A 16,466-nucleotide genomic window follows, 5' to 3' on the forward strand; every position below is an offset into this window, starting at 1 on the left:
GGGCCTGCGCGGCCCTTGAGGAGGCGGGTGCGGCCTCGGGCCTCAAGGGTGCTAGTCGTTGAGCTTCAGGGCCTTCTTGATGGGCACGTACAGCGCGCCGACGAGCACGGCGTTGAAGACGGCGGTGAGCGCGACGACGGGCAGCATGGCCGCGGCGATGGACATGTCGAACTGCATGAGCGCCATGCGGATGAGCATGAAGATGAAGCCGGAGACGAACGTCGTCACGAAGGTGCCGAGGGTGGGGATGACGGCGCGAGCGCCGGTCTTCATGCCGGCGTTGACGATCGCGGCCATGAGCATGGCGGCGATGCCCTCGGCGACGAAGTCCGCGCCGGGCAGGCTCGTGGTGAGCTGGATGACCGCTGCCGAGACGAGGCCGATGATGAGCGCCTGGCCGATGTTCGGACGCACGACGAGGATGGTGATGCAGAACGCCGAGATGATGAACTCGGGGGCGATGGTGCCGCCGGAGATGCTCGAGATGGGCTTGCCGACGGTCATGTTGAGGATGAAGCCTGCCGCCAGCAGGATGGCGAGCAGGACGAGCGCCTTGATATCGAGCTTGCCGCGGTCTGCGGAGGTGACGGTGCGGGCGCGGGAGGTGTCGGTGCTGTTCTGGGACATGGTGCGTTCCTTTCGGGAAATGGCGAGGTGAAAAGGGAAGGGGGGCTGCGTGATACGAGGGGGCCGACGAAAAAAGGCCCCCGGTCAAACCGGAGGCCTTTCGCGCGCTGAATCTATAGGCGCGATGGACTCACCGTCGACCGAACGGATTCGCATCACGCCACCACCAGTTGTTGAGGGAAGCGATGGACTTCTTCATCCCGGTGGCTCCTTTCGAGTGGTCGCGGTTCGCACGCATCGTGCGTTGAGGGCACTATACCATAGTGGAGCGCACGCAGGAAAGGCGCTCCCCATGATTGTTTCGCATGCGTTTCATCGATCCGGCCTGACGGCAGGAGGTTTGGCGGGGAAGGCAGACCCGACGAAGGGTGCCCCCGGCCGTCAGATTCCTGTCGCCCAATCGCCTCAGCGGGGGTTCAGCTTGGAGAAGTCGTCGACGATGACGTCGAGGCAGCCCGGCAGCACCCGTGCGCCGAAGACGCCCGAATTGTTGGGGATCAGCTCGCCGTCGAACTGCATGCCGAGCGACGGGGTGCACGTGATGCGCGCCTCCTTGGCCTGGAGCATCTTGAACTGGGGGCGTCCCAGGCCCTTGCCGGCGGGATCGAGCACGCCGGCAAGCAGCGTCGGCAGCAGCTCCACGGTCTTCGCCGGCTCGATGACGGTGATGTCGATGAGGCCGTCGTCCATGCGGCAGTCGGGGAACAGGTTGATGTCGTTTTGGATGACGGCGGTGTTGCCCACCATGCAGCCGATGCCGTCGAACTCGTCGATGCACCCGTCGTGCTCGATGGTGAAGTGCGCCACAGGGGGTTCGGGGGTCGCGAGGGCGGCGAGCGCATAGGCGATCTCGCCGATCTCGCCTTTGCTCGGCGCCGCCTTCTCCATAATGGCGGCGTCGAAGCCGGAGCCCGCGATGATGATGAAGCCGTGCCGTTGAATCCTGCCCGCCTCGTCTTTCCAGAACAGCTCGCCCATATCGACGCTGGCGGTGCGTCCGCGCCGGCAGGCGGAGGCGAGCGCTGCCGCCTCCGGCGCGTTGCCGATGTTGTTGAAGAACAGGTTCGCGGTTCCCGACGGGAAGATCAGCACGGGAACGTGCGTGTCGCGCAGGCAGTCGAGGACGTTGGACACCGTGCCGTCTCCACCGGACACCACGACGCGGTCGAAATCGCGCGCGTCTGCCACCGCCTCGCGCGCCTCCATGCCCGGGCCGATGAAGCGCATGCAGATCTCGTCGCCCGTGCGCGCCAGGGCGCGGGCGAATGCGAAGATCTCGTCCGATTGCGGTCCAGATGCGGTGTTATGGACGATGAGGTGGCGCATGTGTTTCCCGTTCGAGCAAAGCCGAGTATAGTTACGATGTCGTAATCCTACCCTCACGCCGAGGGATGAACCAAAACGCACGGGTGAGTATGTACATCTCCACAACTTCGGACCTGAGGGCACTCTGCGAGCGCGCGTCGACCCACGACGCGGTGGCGATCGATACCGAGTTCTTGCGCGAGCGCACCTATCATCCCCGCCTGTGCCTCGTCCAGGTGGCGACCCCCGATGAGTGCGCGGTCGTCGACCCGCTCGCCATCGAGGACCTCTCGCCGCTCGCCGAGCTCATGGCCGACGCGAGCGTGCTCAAGGTGTTCCATGCCTGCTCGCAGGATATGGAGGTCCTGCTCAACAGCTTGGGCGTGCTGCCCGCCCCCATATTCGACACCCAGGTCGCCGCCGCGTTTTTGGGGGAGCGCACGCAGATCTCGTACAACGGGCTCGTCCACGCGTTCTGCGGCGTCACCCTGCCTAAAAGCGAGTCGCTGACCGACTGGTCGCGCCGCCCGCTCACCGAAAGCCAGCTCGAGTATGCCGTCGACGACGTGCGCTACCTCATCGACGCCTACGCGGTCATCCGTGTGCGCCTCGTGGAGCAGGGCCGTCTGTCGTGGGTTGTCGACGAGATGGGGCCGCTGACCGATCGCTCCCATTACGAGCCCGATTCCCGCCAGGCATATCGCCGCGTCAAGCGCATCAGCTCCTGCACGCGGCGTCAACTGGCCGTCGCCCGCGAGCTCGCAGCATGGCGCGAACGCCGCGCCGAGCGCCAGGACGTTCCCCGCAAGTGGGTGATGTCCGACGAGGTTCTGCTTGCGCTCGTCAAGCGGATTCCGCGCGATGTGGGCGACCTGCGGCGCATTCGCGGCACCGAGCAGCTGTCCGAGCGCGACGCCGAGGCCGCGCTGCTCGCCATCGACCGTGGGCGCAGCTGCCCGACCGACCGTCTGCCCAGTATCGGGCGCGCCCACCGCACGCCGACCCCCGAGTCGGAGAGCGTTTGCGACCTTATGTACGCCCTGCTCCGCATCGTCTCGGAGCGCTCGGGCGTCGCCACGACGGTCATCGCCGGCAGGGACGAGCTCTACGATTACATCGACCATCCGGAACGCAGCCCGCTGCGGGAGGGGTGGCGGTTCGAGCTCGTGGGCTCGCTGCTCGACGATCTTTTGTCGGGCAACATGGGGCTGACGGTCAAAGACGGTTCCGTCGAGATCCTCTGATGGCGCACACGGCGCCCGACGCGCCGGTGCAAGGTGGGTACAAGATGTCGTATCGGCGCTGACGGGGCGCCGTCGATAAAGGAGTGAACATGTTTCCCTACTACGGTTTCGGATATGCGCTCGATCCGTCCTACCTGCTGCTGGTCGTCGTGTCGCTCGTGCTCGGTCTGGCCACGCAAAGCTATATCAACTCCACGTACCGCACGTGGTCCAAAGTGCCCTCCGACGGTGCTTCCGGCGCCGATGTCGCGCGCCGGATGCTCGATGCCAACGGTTGCTCCCGCGTCGGGATAAAAAGCGTCGCGGGTCATCTGACCGATCACTATGATCCTCGCGACAACAACCTCTATCTGTCCCGCGACAATCTTGTCGGAGGCTCGGTCGCGAGCGTGGCGGTGGCCTGTCACGAAGCGGGCCATGCCGCCCAGCGCGAGCAGGGATACGCCATGATGCGCGTCCGTACCGCGCTCGTGCCCGTCGTCAACCTCTCCCAGAGCCTGTGGATGATCGTGTTCATCCTCGGCGTTGCGATGAACATCGCCGGTCTCACGACCCTGGCGATCATCCTGTTCGCGTTCTCCGTTCTGTTCCAGGTGGTGACGCTGCCCGTCGAGATCGATGCGAGCCGTCGTGCAGTCGCCTACATCCAGGCGTCCGGCATGAGCGAGGTCAACGTCCGCGGCGCCCGCAAGGTGCTGACCGCCGCCGCGCTCACCTACGTCGCCGCCGCGCTCACCTCGATTCTGCAGCTCGTGTACCTGCTGGGGCGCACGGGCCGAGACGAGTAGGGTTGCGTGCGCACCGCGTGTCCGCGCGGTGCGCTACAGTGGTCACGTTGTCGTCGAGAGGGTAAGGAGGCCTGCGTGTCCGGTTGGAATCTGACGGGTCGGGCGGACGGTGCCGCCCGCGTCGCGGGCGCTGACGATGCGCTGTCGGTGTCGCAGGCCGTCGAGCTCGCGGCCGGCGCGCTCGAGGCCCTGCCGCAGCTCGTGGTCCTCGGCGAGGTGACGGGTTTCCGCGGGCCCAACGCCCGCAGCGGCCACTGCTACTTCCAGATTAAGGACGATTCCTGCGCGGTCGACTGCATCATCTGGCGGGGGAGTTACGCCAAGCGCTCCTTCGATCTGCGCGACGGGATGCAGGTGCACCTGACGGGCAGCTTCAACTTGTACAAGGCTACCGGGCGCATGAGCTTCGTCGCCCGCTCCTTCTCGCTTGCGGGCGAGGGCCTGCTGCGCCAGCAGGTCGCCGCGCTTGCCGAGAAGCTCAGGCGCGAAGGGCTCATGGATGCGTCCCGAAAGCGGCACATCCCGGTGTTCTGCACGCGCGTGGCGGTGGTCACCTCCCTGTCGGGCGCGGTGATCGATGACGTCAAGCGCACCCTGCGCCGTCGCAACCCGCTCGTCGAGATCGTCTGCGTCGGTTCGAAGGTGCAAGGCGAGGGCGCTCCCGCCGAGCTGATCGAGGGCCTCGAGCGCGCCGCCGCGCTCGATCCCGCGCCCGACTGCATCCTGCTCGTGCGCGGCGGCGGGTCGTTCGAGGACCTCATGACCTTCAACGACGAGGCGCTCGCCCGCGCTGTCGCGGCCTGTCCCGTGCCGGTCGTCACGGGTATCGGACACGAGCCCGACAACTCGATCTGCGACATGGTGAGCGATCGGCGCTGCTCGACGCCGACCGCCGCCGCCGAGTCCGTGGCGCCCGCCATGGGCGATCTTGTGGATGTGCTCGACGCGCGCGAGCGCCGTATGGCCACCGCGCTGTCCGGTTCGCTGCGTTCCCGCGTCGATGCGCTGGACGGCGCGCAGGAGCGCTCGGCGCGGGCATGGCGCACGCTGATCGAGCGGTTCGAGCTCTCGCTTGCCGCCGCCGCGGCCCGCCCCTGCCTGGCCGACCCCTCATGGATGGTCGAGCGCAGGATGGCGGACCTCGAGCAGACGGCAGAGCGCCTCGCCGCGAGCACCTCCGGGTTCGCCGCGAAGCGCCATCGGCTCGAGATGGCCGGCGCGCGCATCTCCCAGCAGGGGAGAGCGCTCGTGGCAAGCAGGAAGGGCGAGCTCGCCGCGCGCGCGGCGTCGCTCGACGCCCTGTCGCCCCTCAAGGTGCTCTCGCGCGGCTATTCCATCGCCTATGGCGCAGACGGCGTGGAGACGAGCGCCGCGCGCTTTGCCGTCGGTGACGACGTGCGCGTGCGTTTCGCCGACGGCACGGTGAGCGCCGAGGTCACGGGCGTCGCGGTCGATGATTCCTAGGACCTTCGTTTCGACATTCGTCAGTCAAGATGCTCTACGGTAAGGAGAATGCCATGGCCGATCGCAAACCCGTCGAGGACCTCACCTACAAAGAGGCGTCGACCGAGCTCGAGCTCATCATCCGCAACCTCGAATCGGGTGACATGGAGCTCGAGGAATCGCTCGAGAGCTACACGCGCGGCGTGGAGCTGCTGCGCAGCCTGCGCGCGCGACTCGAGGACGCCGAGCAGAAGGTGAGCGTGCTGCTCAAGGACGTGGACGGCACCGACCGGCTCGTTCCCGGCGAGGCCGCTGACACCTCTGATACCCTGAACCTGTAGGACATGGCATACGGGGCTCGGCCTCGTCGCGTCTGCGCGGTTCGCGCCTCGGGGCGCGGCGGCCCGCTTCGCCCCGTTGCCGCTCGAGAAGGAGAGAACACCATGGACGACTGCATTTTCTGCAAGATCGCCGCTCACGAGATCCCTTCGACCGTCGTGTACGAGGACGACCAAGTTATCGCCTTCGATGACCTGAATCCTCAGGCGCCGGTGCACACGCTCGTCATTCCCAAGCGTCATTACGCGAACATCGTCGACGGCGTTCCCGCCGAGACGCTTGCCGCCATGACCCATGCGATCGACGAGGTGGCGCGCGCGAAGGGCCTGACCGAAGGGTTCCGCGTCATCGCCAACACCGGTGCGGCGGCAGGCCAGACGGTCATGCATTTCCATATGCACGTGCTGGGCGGCACGGATCTGGGTGAAAACCTCCTGTAGGGGGTTGTTCTGCATAACGTCCCAATTGCATATGCCAGGGGTTCGGGTACCCGAAATTGTCCTGTCGGTGGTTCTTTTATTCCGTCCCGGCATGATTGGGCGTATGATAAACGTTGTTGTGAATCCGTCGGGTCATACCGGGGGACAGAATCCATGAGATGGGAGATCCATGAACGTTCTCGTTGTCAACGCAGGCAGCTCCAGCCTTAAGTACCAGCTGCTCAACACCGACACCCGCGAGGTCTTCGCCAAGGGTAACTGCGAGCGCATCGGCATCGACGGTTCCTTCATCGGCCATGAGGAGAATGGCGTCAAGAGCAAGCTCGAGGTCGCTCTGCCCGACCACAAGACGGCCATCTCGCACGTCTTCGAGATCCTGAAGACCGTCGATCAGCCCATCGAGGGCATCGGCCACCGCGTCGTTCAGGGCGGTTGGTACTTCCCCGAGTCCGCGGTCGTGACTGACGAGACCCTCGGTTGGGTCCGCGAGGTCGCCCCGCTGGCGCCGCTGCACAACTACGCCGAGGCCGACGTCATCGAGATCTGCCGCGACATGTTCCCCGAGCTCGGCAATGTCATCGTGCCGGACACCGCGTTCCACTACAACATGCCCGAGCAGGCCTGGCGCTATGCCATCCCGCGCGACATCGTCGACAAGTACCACGTGCGCAAGTACGGCGCCCACGGCACCAGCCACCGCTTCATCTGGCGCACCGTGCACGAGGTGATGGGCGACAAGACCCATAAGCTCGTCTCCTGCCACCTGGGCTCCGGCGCCTCCCTGTGCGCCATCGAGGACGGCAAGTGCATGGACACCACCATGGGCCTGACCCCGCTCGACGGCCTGATCATGGGCACCCGCTGCGGCACCGTCGACCCCGCCACTGTGTTCTACCTCAACCGTGTCGCCGGCATGAGCATCGACGAGATCGACACCATGATGAACAAGCAGTCCGGCCTGCTGGCCGTCTCCGCCAAGTCCTCCGACTCCCGTGATATCGAGGAGGGCGCCAACGCCGGCGACGCCAACTGCCAGATGGCCATGGATATGTTCTACTATCGCACCTCCCAGCTGTTCGCCGAGATGGCTGCGTCCATGGAGGGCGTGGACACCATGGCCTTCACCGCTGGCATCGGCGAGAACTCCGTCACCATGCGTGCCGGTGTGGCCGACCGCCTCGCTTGGATGGGCGTCAAGATCGACCCCGAGCTCAACAAGATTCGCTCCGACGAGCCGCGCGTCATCTCCACGCCCGACTCTGCGATCACGGTTCTCGTGGTTCCCACCAACGAGGAGCTCATGATCGCCCTCGACGTCGAGGAGCTGCTGGGCTAATTCGCCAAGCGCGGATGACCGTCGCTGAAGCGCCCCTCGCGGACACGGTGCCGCGAGGGGCGCTTTTTGCTGTGCGACCAGCTCATGGGGGAGCCGGGGTCGATTCGAATCATGTGATAGGCAAGCTCGCCCGCCCGGCCTTGCATCCCCGCAGCTAGCCGAGCGTCTCGCGTCAACTGTGCAAACGCAAAAAGCCCCGGGAGGTTCCCTCAGCGCGCAATCCTGCAACCGCGAAGCGGCGAGGACGCGCGGGCGGGACCTCCCGGGGCTTCCGATCGGGTCGGAGCAGTGCGGAGGCTACTCGGCCATCTGGGCCTGGACGGCGGTGATGGCGACGACGCCCACGATGTCGTCAGCGGAGCAGCCGCGGGACAGGTCGTTCACCGGCTTGGCGATGCCCTGCAGGATGGGGCCATAGGCCTCGGCCTGGCCGAAGCGCTGGACGAGCTTGTAGCCGATGTTGCCGCACTCGAGGTTGGGGAACACGAGCACGTTGGCGTGGCCGGCGACCTTGGACTCGGGGGCCTTCAGCGCAGCGACGCTCGGCACGATAGCGGCGTCAAGCTGCAGGTCGCCGTCGACGGCGAGCTCGGGCGCCTTCTCCTTGGCGAACGCGGTGGCCTCCTGGACCTTCTTGGCGGTGTCGCCGCCGGCGGAGCCCATGGTGGAGTAGGAGAGCATGGCGACCTTGGGCTCGACGTCGCCCATGAAGGTCTTGAAGGAGTTGGCCGACGCGATGGCGATCTCGGACAGCTCATCAGAAGTCGGGTCGATGTTCAGGCCGCAGTCGGCGAACACGAGGGTGCCGTCGACACCGAACTCCGGGGTCTTGGTGCACATGACCATGAAGGCAGAGACGAGCTTGGTGCCCGGGGCGGTCTTCAGGATCTGCAGCGCCGGGCGCAGGGTGTTGGCGGTGGAGTGGCAGGCGCCGGAGACCAGGCCGTCGGCGTCGCCCATCTTGACCATCATGGTGCCGTAGTAGGTGGCATCCATGACCTGGGCGCGGGCCTGCTCGATGGTGACGCCCTTCTTGGCGCGGAGCTCGGCGAACTTCTGCGCGTACTCCTCATGCTTGGGCGCGTCGGGACTGGTCGGATCGATGACGGTGACGCCCTCGATGTCGATCTCGTCGGGGTTGCCAAGGATGACGAGATTGGCGAGGTCCTCCTCGACGATCTTCTTGGCAGCCTCGATGGTGCGCGGATCCTCGCCCTCGGGCAGGACGATCGTCTTCTTGTCGGCCTTTGCCGCGGCCTTCATACGGTTCAGGAAATCGCTCATGATTCTCCTCAAGACGTCGGCTCGACGCGTGCATGCACGTGTTGAGCATTCCTTGTGTGGCAGGCTTCATTATAGGATTTGCGCGCTATAATCCATAAAACATTTTGTCGCGGAGCTGTGCCGCGTGTGTGTTTTGTTATAGGGACCCGAAAAAGGAGTTTCGATGCAGGCCACGTCCGGTCTACCAGAGTCGTTCAACCCCGATCGGTACGATATGATCGTCGTCGGAGCGGGTTATGCGGGAGCCGTCTGCGCCCGTCGCCTCGCCGAGACCTCGGGCTTCCGCGTCGCCGTGCTCGAGCGCCGCAGCCACATCGCCGGCAACGCCTACGATTGCCTCGACGATAACGGCATCCTCATCCACGAGTACGGCCCGCATATCTACCACACCTTCAACGAGCGCGTGCACAATTTCCTGTCGCGTTTCACCGAGTGGACCGACTACCAGCACAAGGTTCTGGCAAACATCCACGGCACGCTCATGCCGGTGCCCTTCAACCACAAAAGCCTTTTGCTGGCGTTCGGCGAGCAGCGCGGCGAGCAGCTCTACCGTAAGCTCGTCGACACGTTCGGGGAGGGCAAGAAGGTTCCCATCATGGAGCTTCGCGCCAAGAACGACCCCGAGCTCGCCGAGGTCGCGGACTACGTGTACGAGAACGTCTTCCTCCATTACACGATGAAGCAGTGGGGCCAGACGCCCGACCAGATCGATCCCTCGGTCACCGGGCGCGTGCCCATCTTCGTCGGCGATGACGACCGCTACTTCCCGCAGGCGCCCTATCAGGGCATGCCCGCCGAGGGCTACACCCGCCTGTTCGAGAACATGCTCGATCACGACCTGATCGACGTGTTTCTGGATGTCGACGCCCGCGACATCTTCGAGATCGGGGAGACCACGGTCTCGGTCTGCGGCAAGGTGTACGGCGGCGAGATCGTCTACACCGGTCCGCTCGATGAGCTGTTCGGCCTCGATCTGGGCGCCTTGCCGTACCGCACGCTCGACATGAAGTTCGAGACCTACGATATGGACCAGTTCCAGCCCGTGGGCACGGTGAACTACACCACGAGTGAGGACTTTACCCGTATCACCGAGTTTAAGAACATGACCGGTCAGGTCGTTCCCGGCAAGACCACGATCATGAAAGAGTACAGCCACGCCTACGAGCCCGGCAGCGGGCAGACGCCGTATTACGCGATTCTCGATCCCGAGAACCGCGCCCTGTACGAGCGCTATCTCGACCGCGTGGTCAACCTCACCAACTTCCATCCGGTGGGCCGCCTGGCCGAGTACCGCTACTACGACATGGATGCCGTGACGGACTCCGCGCTCACCCTGTCCGATGAGATCATTTCCTGTCATGGTTGATTCTGCTGCGCACAAAGTGGTGACCTTCGGCATTCCGTCGTATAACGCGGCTGCCGATATGGATCGCTGCATCACATCCATCCTCGAAGGTTCCGGCTATGCGTCGGATATCGAGATCATCATCGTCGATGACGGCAGCGTGGACGACACGCCGGCCAAGGCCGACGAGTGGGAGGCTCGCTATCCCGGCATCGTCCGCGCCGTCCACCAGGAGAACGGCGGTCACGGCATCGCCGTTCTGTCCGGTCTGCGCGAGGCGCGCGGGACCTACTACAAGGTCGTCGATTCCGATGACTGGCTCGACGCGTCGGCGCTCTCCACGATGCTGACCATCCTGCGCGGGTTCGAGGAGCGCGGGACGCGCGTGGACCTCTTCATCTCGAACTACGTGTACGAGAAGGTGCATGAGGGCACGCACACGGCGATCGGGTACCGCAGCGCCCTTCCGCGCAAGCGCGTGTTTACCTGGGACGAAGTGGGCCGTTTCCGTCCTGACCAGAACCTGCTCATGCACAGCCTGTGCTACCGCACCGACGTCCTGCGCTCGGCCGACCTGCCGCTGCCCGCGCATACGTTCTACGTGGACAACATCTACGCGTATGTGCCGCTTCCGCGCTGCAAGACGCTGTACTACGCCGATGTCGACCTGTACCGCTACTTCATCGGCCGCGAGGGCCAAAGCGTCAACGAGGCCACGATGGTCAAGCGCTTGGACCAGCAGTTCCGCATCACGCGCATCATGATGGAGGCCTATCACCTGTACGATGACGTCGAACCGGTTCGTCTGCGCTCGTACATGATGCACTACTTCACGATGATGATGTCCATCTGCTCGGTGTTCTCCAAGCTGTCCGACAATCCCGAGGCGAAGACGTGGCTGCACGATCTTTGGGCCGATCTTAAGGCCTACGATGAGCAGATGTACCGTCATGCGCGCTACGGCCTGATGGGTGTCGGCACGAACCTGCCCAGCCGCGTCGGCGAGAAGACGACCATCGGCTTGTATCATCTGGCGAGCAAGATCTTCAAGTTCAACTGATCGCACGGCGTTCAGCCGATCGCATCGCCGGGGTCGCGGCTTACGCCGCGACCCCGGCGATGTCCGTTTGGGGCGCTGCGACCACGAGCGGCGTGTCGCAAGCTCCGTAGCGCCGCCATGTCCGGTTCGTTTTCGCTCATGTGGTCACGGGGAGCCGATTCCTGTCATCTCTTACCGCTCGGAAGGGGTCTTGAGAAGAGCCTTCCGCTCTTCGAGGTCGGAAGGTCTGCCTGACGCATCATCTTATATATCGTCTTCCGGTCAAGGAGCCTTTATTCGGCTTGGTGCCGCCAAGAACGGGCCGTCATGTTGCAGGAATCGTCCTCTCGTGACCACGAGGACGAAAACGAACCGCACAAGACGATGGAATCGCTACGCGTCGCCCAGATACGTGCCGAGAAACAGCGGCGTGCTCGTGCGCGTGTCCACGATGAGGTAGATAAAGGGGCGGTCAAGGCGTACGGTCTTTACCTCGGCTTGTTGCGCGGGGCCGGATGCCCCTGCCCTCATCTCGACGACGGTCGCCGCCGCAGCGCTCGTGCCCTCGCGATCGACATCGATATGGGCCTGATGGATCACGCTCGAGAGGTAGAGCGGGACCGTTGTGCTTATGCCGCCAAAGTTCGCGCGCACAGGGTCGAACGCCTCGGCCATTCCCAAGGATTCCAGCTGTTTGGCCAGGTCGGTCCGGTAATCGTAGCTGAAGCTCGGCAGGTAGGCGTCGACCGGGTTCGAGCGGGGAGCGTCGAGTATCGACGCGAGCGTCGTCCCGGAAAGCCGCTCGACGAAATCGGCGATGGATATCCCCTCAGGCGGCAGCAGCGCCACGAAGGCGAACGATCCGCCTTGGTAGCGCTTGAGAAATCCCGTGATGCGGTTGGCATCGTCGACGGCAAGCGGCTGTTGGTCGTCGACGGCGACACGACCGCTTGCAAGGTCCGCCTCAAAGTAGGTGCCCTCGAAGCTATACATCAGCTCGACGTCATGCTGCGTCCCATCTTCACAGGTAAACGGCGCTGTCGAGACGAGCGCATCGTCGTAGGGGGTCTCCCATGCGCCCTCAAACGCAAGGGCGTTCACGAGATAGACCATAGCCTCGTCGGGCAACGCTTCGCGCTCGTCGAGCAGCTGATCGAGCATGCCATCGGTTTCGTAACGCACCCATTCGTTGATATCACGGGCTGTCGTCGTATCGAAGGGGGCGCTGAAGATCGAGGCGCCATACCATGTTTCTGCGGTCTGGAGAAACGGGGTCTCCACGGTCAGCTCGGGCATGTAGCGCAGCCAGATGGAATTGGAGATACGTACGGACGGGTCGCCATCTTGCTCATCTAAACCGGGCAGGCCCGCGCGCTGTGCGTTCAGGTACTCGTTGAGGGAGGCGACGTCGAGGCCGAGTATCGTCTCCATCTGCTGGCGGGTCGATCCTTGTGCGCCGTTTGCGGTCATGGCGAGCGCTTCGGCGACCGAAAGCGGTGAGACGAGAGCGCTTCGGCCCGTTTTCACCGCTTCGTTTTCCTTCAGCAGTTCGATGGCGAGCTCGGTGAGGGCGTGAGCGCCCTGCTCGTCGTTGGAGGTGTCAGCAGCGGGGGATTGCGCCGCCGCGGCCGTCGTCAGTTCTCTCGCCGTGAGGCCGGGGCGAGCGGGACCCGCCTGCTGTCCGAATCTCTGCAGTAGAAGGATGCCTGCGGTGAGGACGACCAGAGCTCCTGCGAACAGCAGGGCCCTGGCGAGATGCGATCGATTGCGCTGTTGCTGGGAGTCCATGGCGCCTCCTCGGTTCGAGCCTTCGACGGGGCCTGCCCGACATCGGGTGCGCTCGGGCGGCCGCTCGTCTTATTCGCTATACGAGGTGGACGGGCAGGTCGTTTCATCGGGCGGGTGCGGCGCGCGCCAAGGCGGCTGAAGCTCCGTCCTCTGCATGACGGCACGCTAGATGGTGATGGCTCCTGTGACAAGCATGACGACGGCGGCGATAGCGGCCACGGCGATGACGATGGCGATGATCTTCTCGCGTCCGGTCAGGATGATCGTCTCGCCGTATTCGCGGCGCGCATGGGCGTAGAACACGATGCCCGGCACGTAGGCGATGCAGCACAGCATGAGCTGGTAGATTCCCGACAGCGTGATGGCGACCACGAGGAACGCGGTCGCGAAGGCTCCGAGCAAAAACGAGCCCAGCATGCCCTGTTGTCCCTCCTGACGGCACGTCCATGCATAGCGCGCCATGTATGCCGCCGCAAGGCCCCACGAGATGACGATCGAGGCGGTGCACAGCGAGTAGGCAAACTGGTAGGCGGCTTCCGAGAACAGCATGACGATGGAGAGCACCTGAATCATCGCGCCGGTCGTGATGAGGCAGGCGGTGGGGGCGCCAAAGGTGTTGAGGCGGGCGAAGATGCGCGGCAGCAGCTGCATCTGCGCCATCTCGTGCATGGCCTCGGATGCCAGGATGGTATAGGACAGCCAGGCTCCGAAGATGGAGACGATGAGGCCGGCGGAGATGAACGCGCCACCCCACGATCCCACCGCATGCTGGAAGATGTAGGGCATGGACGGGGAGTCGAGGGCCATGAGCTCCTCGCGCGACAGGTAGCCGTAGGGCAGCACCGAGGCGGCGACATAGATGATCACGAGTGCGGTGCAGCCCAGGATGGTCGCGCGCGAGACGTCGCTTTTCTTGCGCGCGCGGTGGCCGAGCACGCTTGCGCCCTCCATGCCCACGAACACCCACATCATGACCATGAAGCAGTTGATGATCTGGATGGTGACGCTGCCCGGTGCCCGCTCGCCGCCCAGGTTGTTGGCGACGTTGCCCCAGAAATCCGCGGTGAACAGGGCAGGGTCGAACAGAATCGCCATCGTCACGATGAAGGTGAAGATGGGGATGAGCTTGCAGGCCATGACGATGGCGTTGATGACCGAGGCCTCCTCGACGCCGCGGTTGACCAACAGGATGATGATCCAGTTGAGCACCGAGATGAAGGCGACCGCCCCGACGGTCAAAGGACCGGAAAACGGCGGGAAGAAATAGCCGATGGCGGTGGCAAGCATCACACCGAACGCGACGTTGCCGATCCAGATGGACAGCCAGTATCCCCACCCCGAGACGAAGCCCACGAACGGCCCGAATCCCTCTTTCGCATAGGCGACGATGCCGTTGAGGTCGGGGCGCACGATGGAGAGGCGACCGAAGGACGTGGCGAGCGCCATGAAGCCGATGCCGCTGATGGCCCATGCGATGAGCGCCGGGCCGGGCGCTGCGGCGGCGGAGATGTCGGTCGACAGGGCGAACACGCCCGAGCCGATCGACGAGCTGACCACAAGGGAGATCAGGCCGAATAGCCCGATGCCCTTCTTGGCGTTCGTGGCGGATGGGGCGGTGCTCGTGTCCTGCGACATGGGTAGCTCCTTGAGCTCTTGTGAATAAAAGCAAACACGTCATGCATGCAGGCAGGTTCTTATGCGCTGCATGTTTACGCGCCCTGTGCCACATTGTGCATATTTTTGTACAGAGAACACCCGAGAATTCCCTTTACGGCAGGGCGGGCGACGCCAGCGGGCAGTCGCACGAAGGATGCTCGCCGGCGTCGCCCGCCGGTATGCGCCGACCGCCGCGCAATCAGCTCAAGTCGCGGTGAGCGGGCAGGCCGTGCAGTCCTTCGGCTTCCGTGCAGCCGGCGACAAGTGCGGCCTCGAGGGCGCGCGTCGCGACGAGGGCGATCAGGTCGAGGGGGTAGTCGGGGGCGTCGTCGCCGATCGTCCCGGAGGCGAGCACGTAGATCGTGTCCCCGTCGTTCGTGGTGTGCGTCGGACGGATGACGTGGGCGTATGCGTCGGCGGCGATCTGAGCGACCTTGGTCGCCTGGGCCTTCGTGAGCCGCGCGTTGGTGACGATGCACGAGATGGTGGTGTTCGTGCGGTCGAGCGGCATGGCCAGCCCGGCACCGGACGCAAGCATGCCCTCCTCGATGTCCACGATAGTCGAGCCGTCCGCCGCGTCGCGCGCCCCGGCGATCGGCGCGAGGGTGCGCGGGTCGACCACGTTGCCGCAGGCGTTGACGGCGGCGACGGCGCCGACGCGCAGGGCACCGAGTTCGTACGCGCGCGCACCGAGGCCGCCCTTCATGGCGCGCTCGGCGCCCAGCAGCTTGCCGACGGTGGCACCCGTCCCCGCGCCGACGCTGCCCTCCTCGAGCGGGTATCCGTCGCCATCGAGTGCGGCGCGCACCGCCGCGATGCCCGCATCCAGCCCCGGGCGCGTGTGCGCGTCGCCGAACGCGAGGTCGAACAGGCAACTGGAGCAGACGATCGGAACGCGGGTGGGGCCGACGTCGAGCCCGATGCCGCGCGCCTCAAGCTCCCGCGCAACGCCTGATGCCGCTTCCAGTCCGAACGCCGAGCCGCCGGACAGGCACACGGCGTGGACCTGCTCGACGGTGTTCTCCGGCCGCAGCAGGTCGGTCTCGCGCGACGCCGGCGCGCCGCCGCGGACGTCCACGCCGCCGGTTGCCCCCTCCGCCGCGACGATGACGGTACAGCCCGTCGCCGCCTCGCGATCGGTCGTGTGGCCGAAGGAGAAGCCTGCGATATCGGTGATAAAGATCGGATTGAGCGAACCCATGGTAGGTCGTCCTTTCGCTTCGTGGAGCCGTCAGCGCGCCCGCGCGTCTTCGCGGTGCCCAAACGCATCGAGCTCGCGTGCCACGCGGGCTATGGGAAGGCCGACGACGTTGTAGAAGTCGCCGTCGATGCGGCGCACGAGCATGCGCCCGCCGACGCCTTGGATGCCGTAGGCACCCGCCTTGTCGAACGGCTCGCCGGTGGCGATATAGGCATCGATCTGGTCGTCGGAGAGGGGGTAGAACTCCACGTCGGTCACCGTGACGAAGGCGCGCGCATCGTCTGATGCCTCCGCGCCGCCGCGGGCGATGCAGACGCCGGTGGCAACCTGGTGGGTGCGCCCGGACAGATGCTCGAGCATCGCGCGGGCCTCAGCGGCGTCGGTGGGTTTACCGAGCAGCTGGCCGTCGATCGCGACGATGGTGTCCGCGGCGACGACGAGCTCCCCGTCGCGTGCCGAGGCGTGCGCGACGGCGGATGCCTTGGATGCGGCGAGCCGCTCGACGAGCTCGAAGGGCGTCTCGTGGGCGCGCGGGGTCTCGTCGATGTCCGCGGGCTCGATGCGGAAGTCATAGCCCGCCTCGCGCATGAGCTCGATGCGGCGAGGCGACTGGGAGGCGAGAATCATGCGG

15 protein-coding genes are annotated in these 16,466 nt (G+C 65.1%); 8 read left to right on the top strand and 7 right to left on the bottom strand.

The window, feature by feature from the left end:
* Positions 1-51: 51 nt before the first annotated feature.
* Both QUW00_RS01940 and QUW00_RS01945 read right to left on the bottom strand, forming a co-directional pair.
* The gene (locus QUW00_RS01940; protein WP_289612715.1) at positions 52-627 is read right to left on the bottom strand and encodes a hypothetical protein; all 576 of its coding nucleotides are present in this window, start codon (positions 625-627) and stop codon (positions 52-54) included.
* A 405-nt stretch (positions 628-1,032) separates the two neighbouring features.
* A complete protein-coding gene (locus QUW00_RS01945) occupies positions 1,033-1,953 on the bottom strand; it encodes a diacylglycerol/lipid kinase family protein (protein WP_289612716.1) in 921 nt (306 codons plus the stop codon).
* Between the two features lie 89 nt (positions 1,954-2,042).
* Between QUW00_RS01945 and rnd the strand changes: the two genes are divergently transcribed.
* The 6 genes from rnd (at position 2,043) to QUW00_RS01975 (ending at position 7,522) form a co-directional block, all read left to right on the top strand.
* A complete protein-coding gene (gene rnd, locus QUW00_RS01950; protein WP_289612717.1) occupies positions 2,043-3,176 on the top strand; it encodes a ribonuclease D in 1,134 nt (377 codons plus the stop codon).
* Between the two features lie 89 nt (positions 3,177-3,265).
* Positions 3,266-3,964: a zinc metallopeptidase gene (locus QUW00_RS01955; RefSeq protein WP_289612718.1), complete on the top strand. Its 699-nt coding sequence runs from the start codon at positions 3,266-3,268 to the stop codon at positions 3,962-3,964.
* 75 nt (positions 3,965-4,039) lie between these two features.
* Positions 4,040-5,428 (top strand): exodeoxyribonuclease VII large subunit, encoded by a 1,389-nt coding sequence (gene xseA / locus QUW00_RS01960; protein WP_289612719.1) that lies wholly within the window; start codon positions 4,040-4,042, stop codon positions 5,426-5,428.
* Between the two features lie 53 nt (positions 5,429-5,481).
* Positions 5,482-5,748 (top strand): exodeoxyribonuclease VII small subunit, encoded by a 267-nt coding sequence (gene xseB, locus QUW00_RS01965; RefSeq protein ID WP_289612720.1) that lies wholly within the window; start codon positions 5,482-5,484, stop codon positions 5,746-5,748.
* A gap of 102 nt (positions 5,749-5,850) precedes the next feature.
* Complete coding sequence (locus tag QUW00_RS01970; protein ID WP_289612721.1) at positions 5,851-6,186, top strand: histidine triad nucleotide-binding protein; 336 nt, start codon at positions 5,851-5,853, stop codon at positions 6,184-6,186.
* Between the two features lie 169 nt (positions 6,187-6,355).
* Positions 6,356-7,522: an acetate/propionate family kinase gene (locus QUW00_RS01975; RefSeq protein WP_289612722.1), complete on the top strand. Its 1,167-nt coding sequence runs from the start codon at positions 6,356-6,358 to the stop codon at positions 7,520-7,522.
* Between the two features lie 297 nt (positions 7,523-7,819).
* On the opposite strand, the gene pta is transcribed toward QUW00_RS01975, so the two are convergent.
* On the bottom strand, positions 7,820-8,806 hold the full coding sequence (gene pta, locus QUW00_RS01980; protein ID WP_289612723.1) for a phosphate acetyltransferase: 987 nt from the start codon (positions 8,804-8,806) through the stop codon (positions 7,820-7,822).
* 163 nt (positions 8,807-8,969) lie between these two features.
* Between pta and glf the strand changes: the two genes are divergently transcribed.
* A complete protein-coding gene (gene glf / locus QUW00_RS01985; protein ID WP_289612724.1) occupies positions 8,970-10,172 on the top strand; it encodes a UDP-galactopyranose mutase in 1,203 nt (400 codons plus the stop codon).
* The gene (locus tag QUW00_RS01990; protein ID WP_289612725.1) at positions 10,165-11,211 is read left to right on the top strand and encodes a glycosyltransferase family 2 protein; all 1,047 of its coding nucleotides are present in this window, start codon (positions 10,165-10,167) and stop codon (positions 11,209-11,211) included. The genes glf and QUW00_RS01990 overlap by 8 nt, the downstream gene beginning before the upstream one ends.
* Positions 11,212-11,583: 372 nt before the next feature.
* Here the strand turns inward: QUW00_RS01990 and QUW00_RS01995 are convergent, their stop codons facing one another.
* The 4 genes from QUW00_RS01995 to QUW00_RS02010 all read right to left on the bottom strand — a co-directional run bounded on the left by QUW00_RS01995 (position 11,584) and on the right by QUW00_RS02010 (position 16,462).
* Entirely contained in the window at positions 11,584-12,978 is a 1,395-nt protein-coding gene (locus tag QUW00_RS01995) for a serpin family protein (RefSeq protein ID WP_289612726.1), read from the bottom strand.
* Positions 12,979-13,143: 165 nt separating this feature from the next.
* Positions 13,144-14,613, bottom strand: coding sequence for a basic amino acid/polyamine antiporter (locus QUW00_RS02000; RefSeq protein WP_289612727.1), 1,470 nt, complete (start codon positions 14,611-14,613; stop codon positions 13,144-13,146).
* A 220-nt stretch (positions 14,614-14,833) separates the two neighbouring features.
* Positions 14,834-15,835, bottom strand: coding sequence for a P1 family peptidase (locus tag QUW00_RS02005; RefSeq protein ID WP_289612728.1), 1,002 nt, complete (start codon positions 15,833-15,835; stop codon positions 14,834-14,836).
* Between the two features lie 30 nt (positions 15,836-15,865).
* Complete coding sequence (locus tag QUW00_RS02010) at positions 15,866-16,462, bottom strand: Maf family protein (RefSeq protein WP_289612729.1); 597 nt, start codon at positions 16,460-16,462, stop codon at positions 15,866-15,868.
* Between the last annotated feature and the right edge of the window lie 4 nt (positions 16,463-16,466).

Origin of the sequence: Collinsella tanakaei (assembly GCF_030373545.1) — a bacterium.
Classification (GTDB): Bacteria; Actinomycetota; Coriobacteriia; order Coriobacteriales; family Coriobacteriaceae; genus Collinsella; species Collinsella tanakaei_C.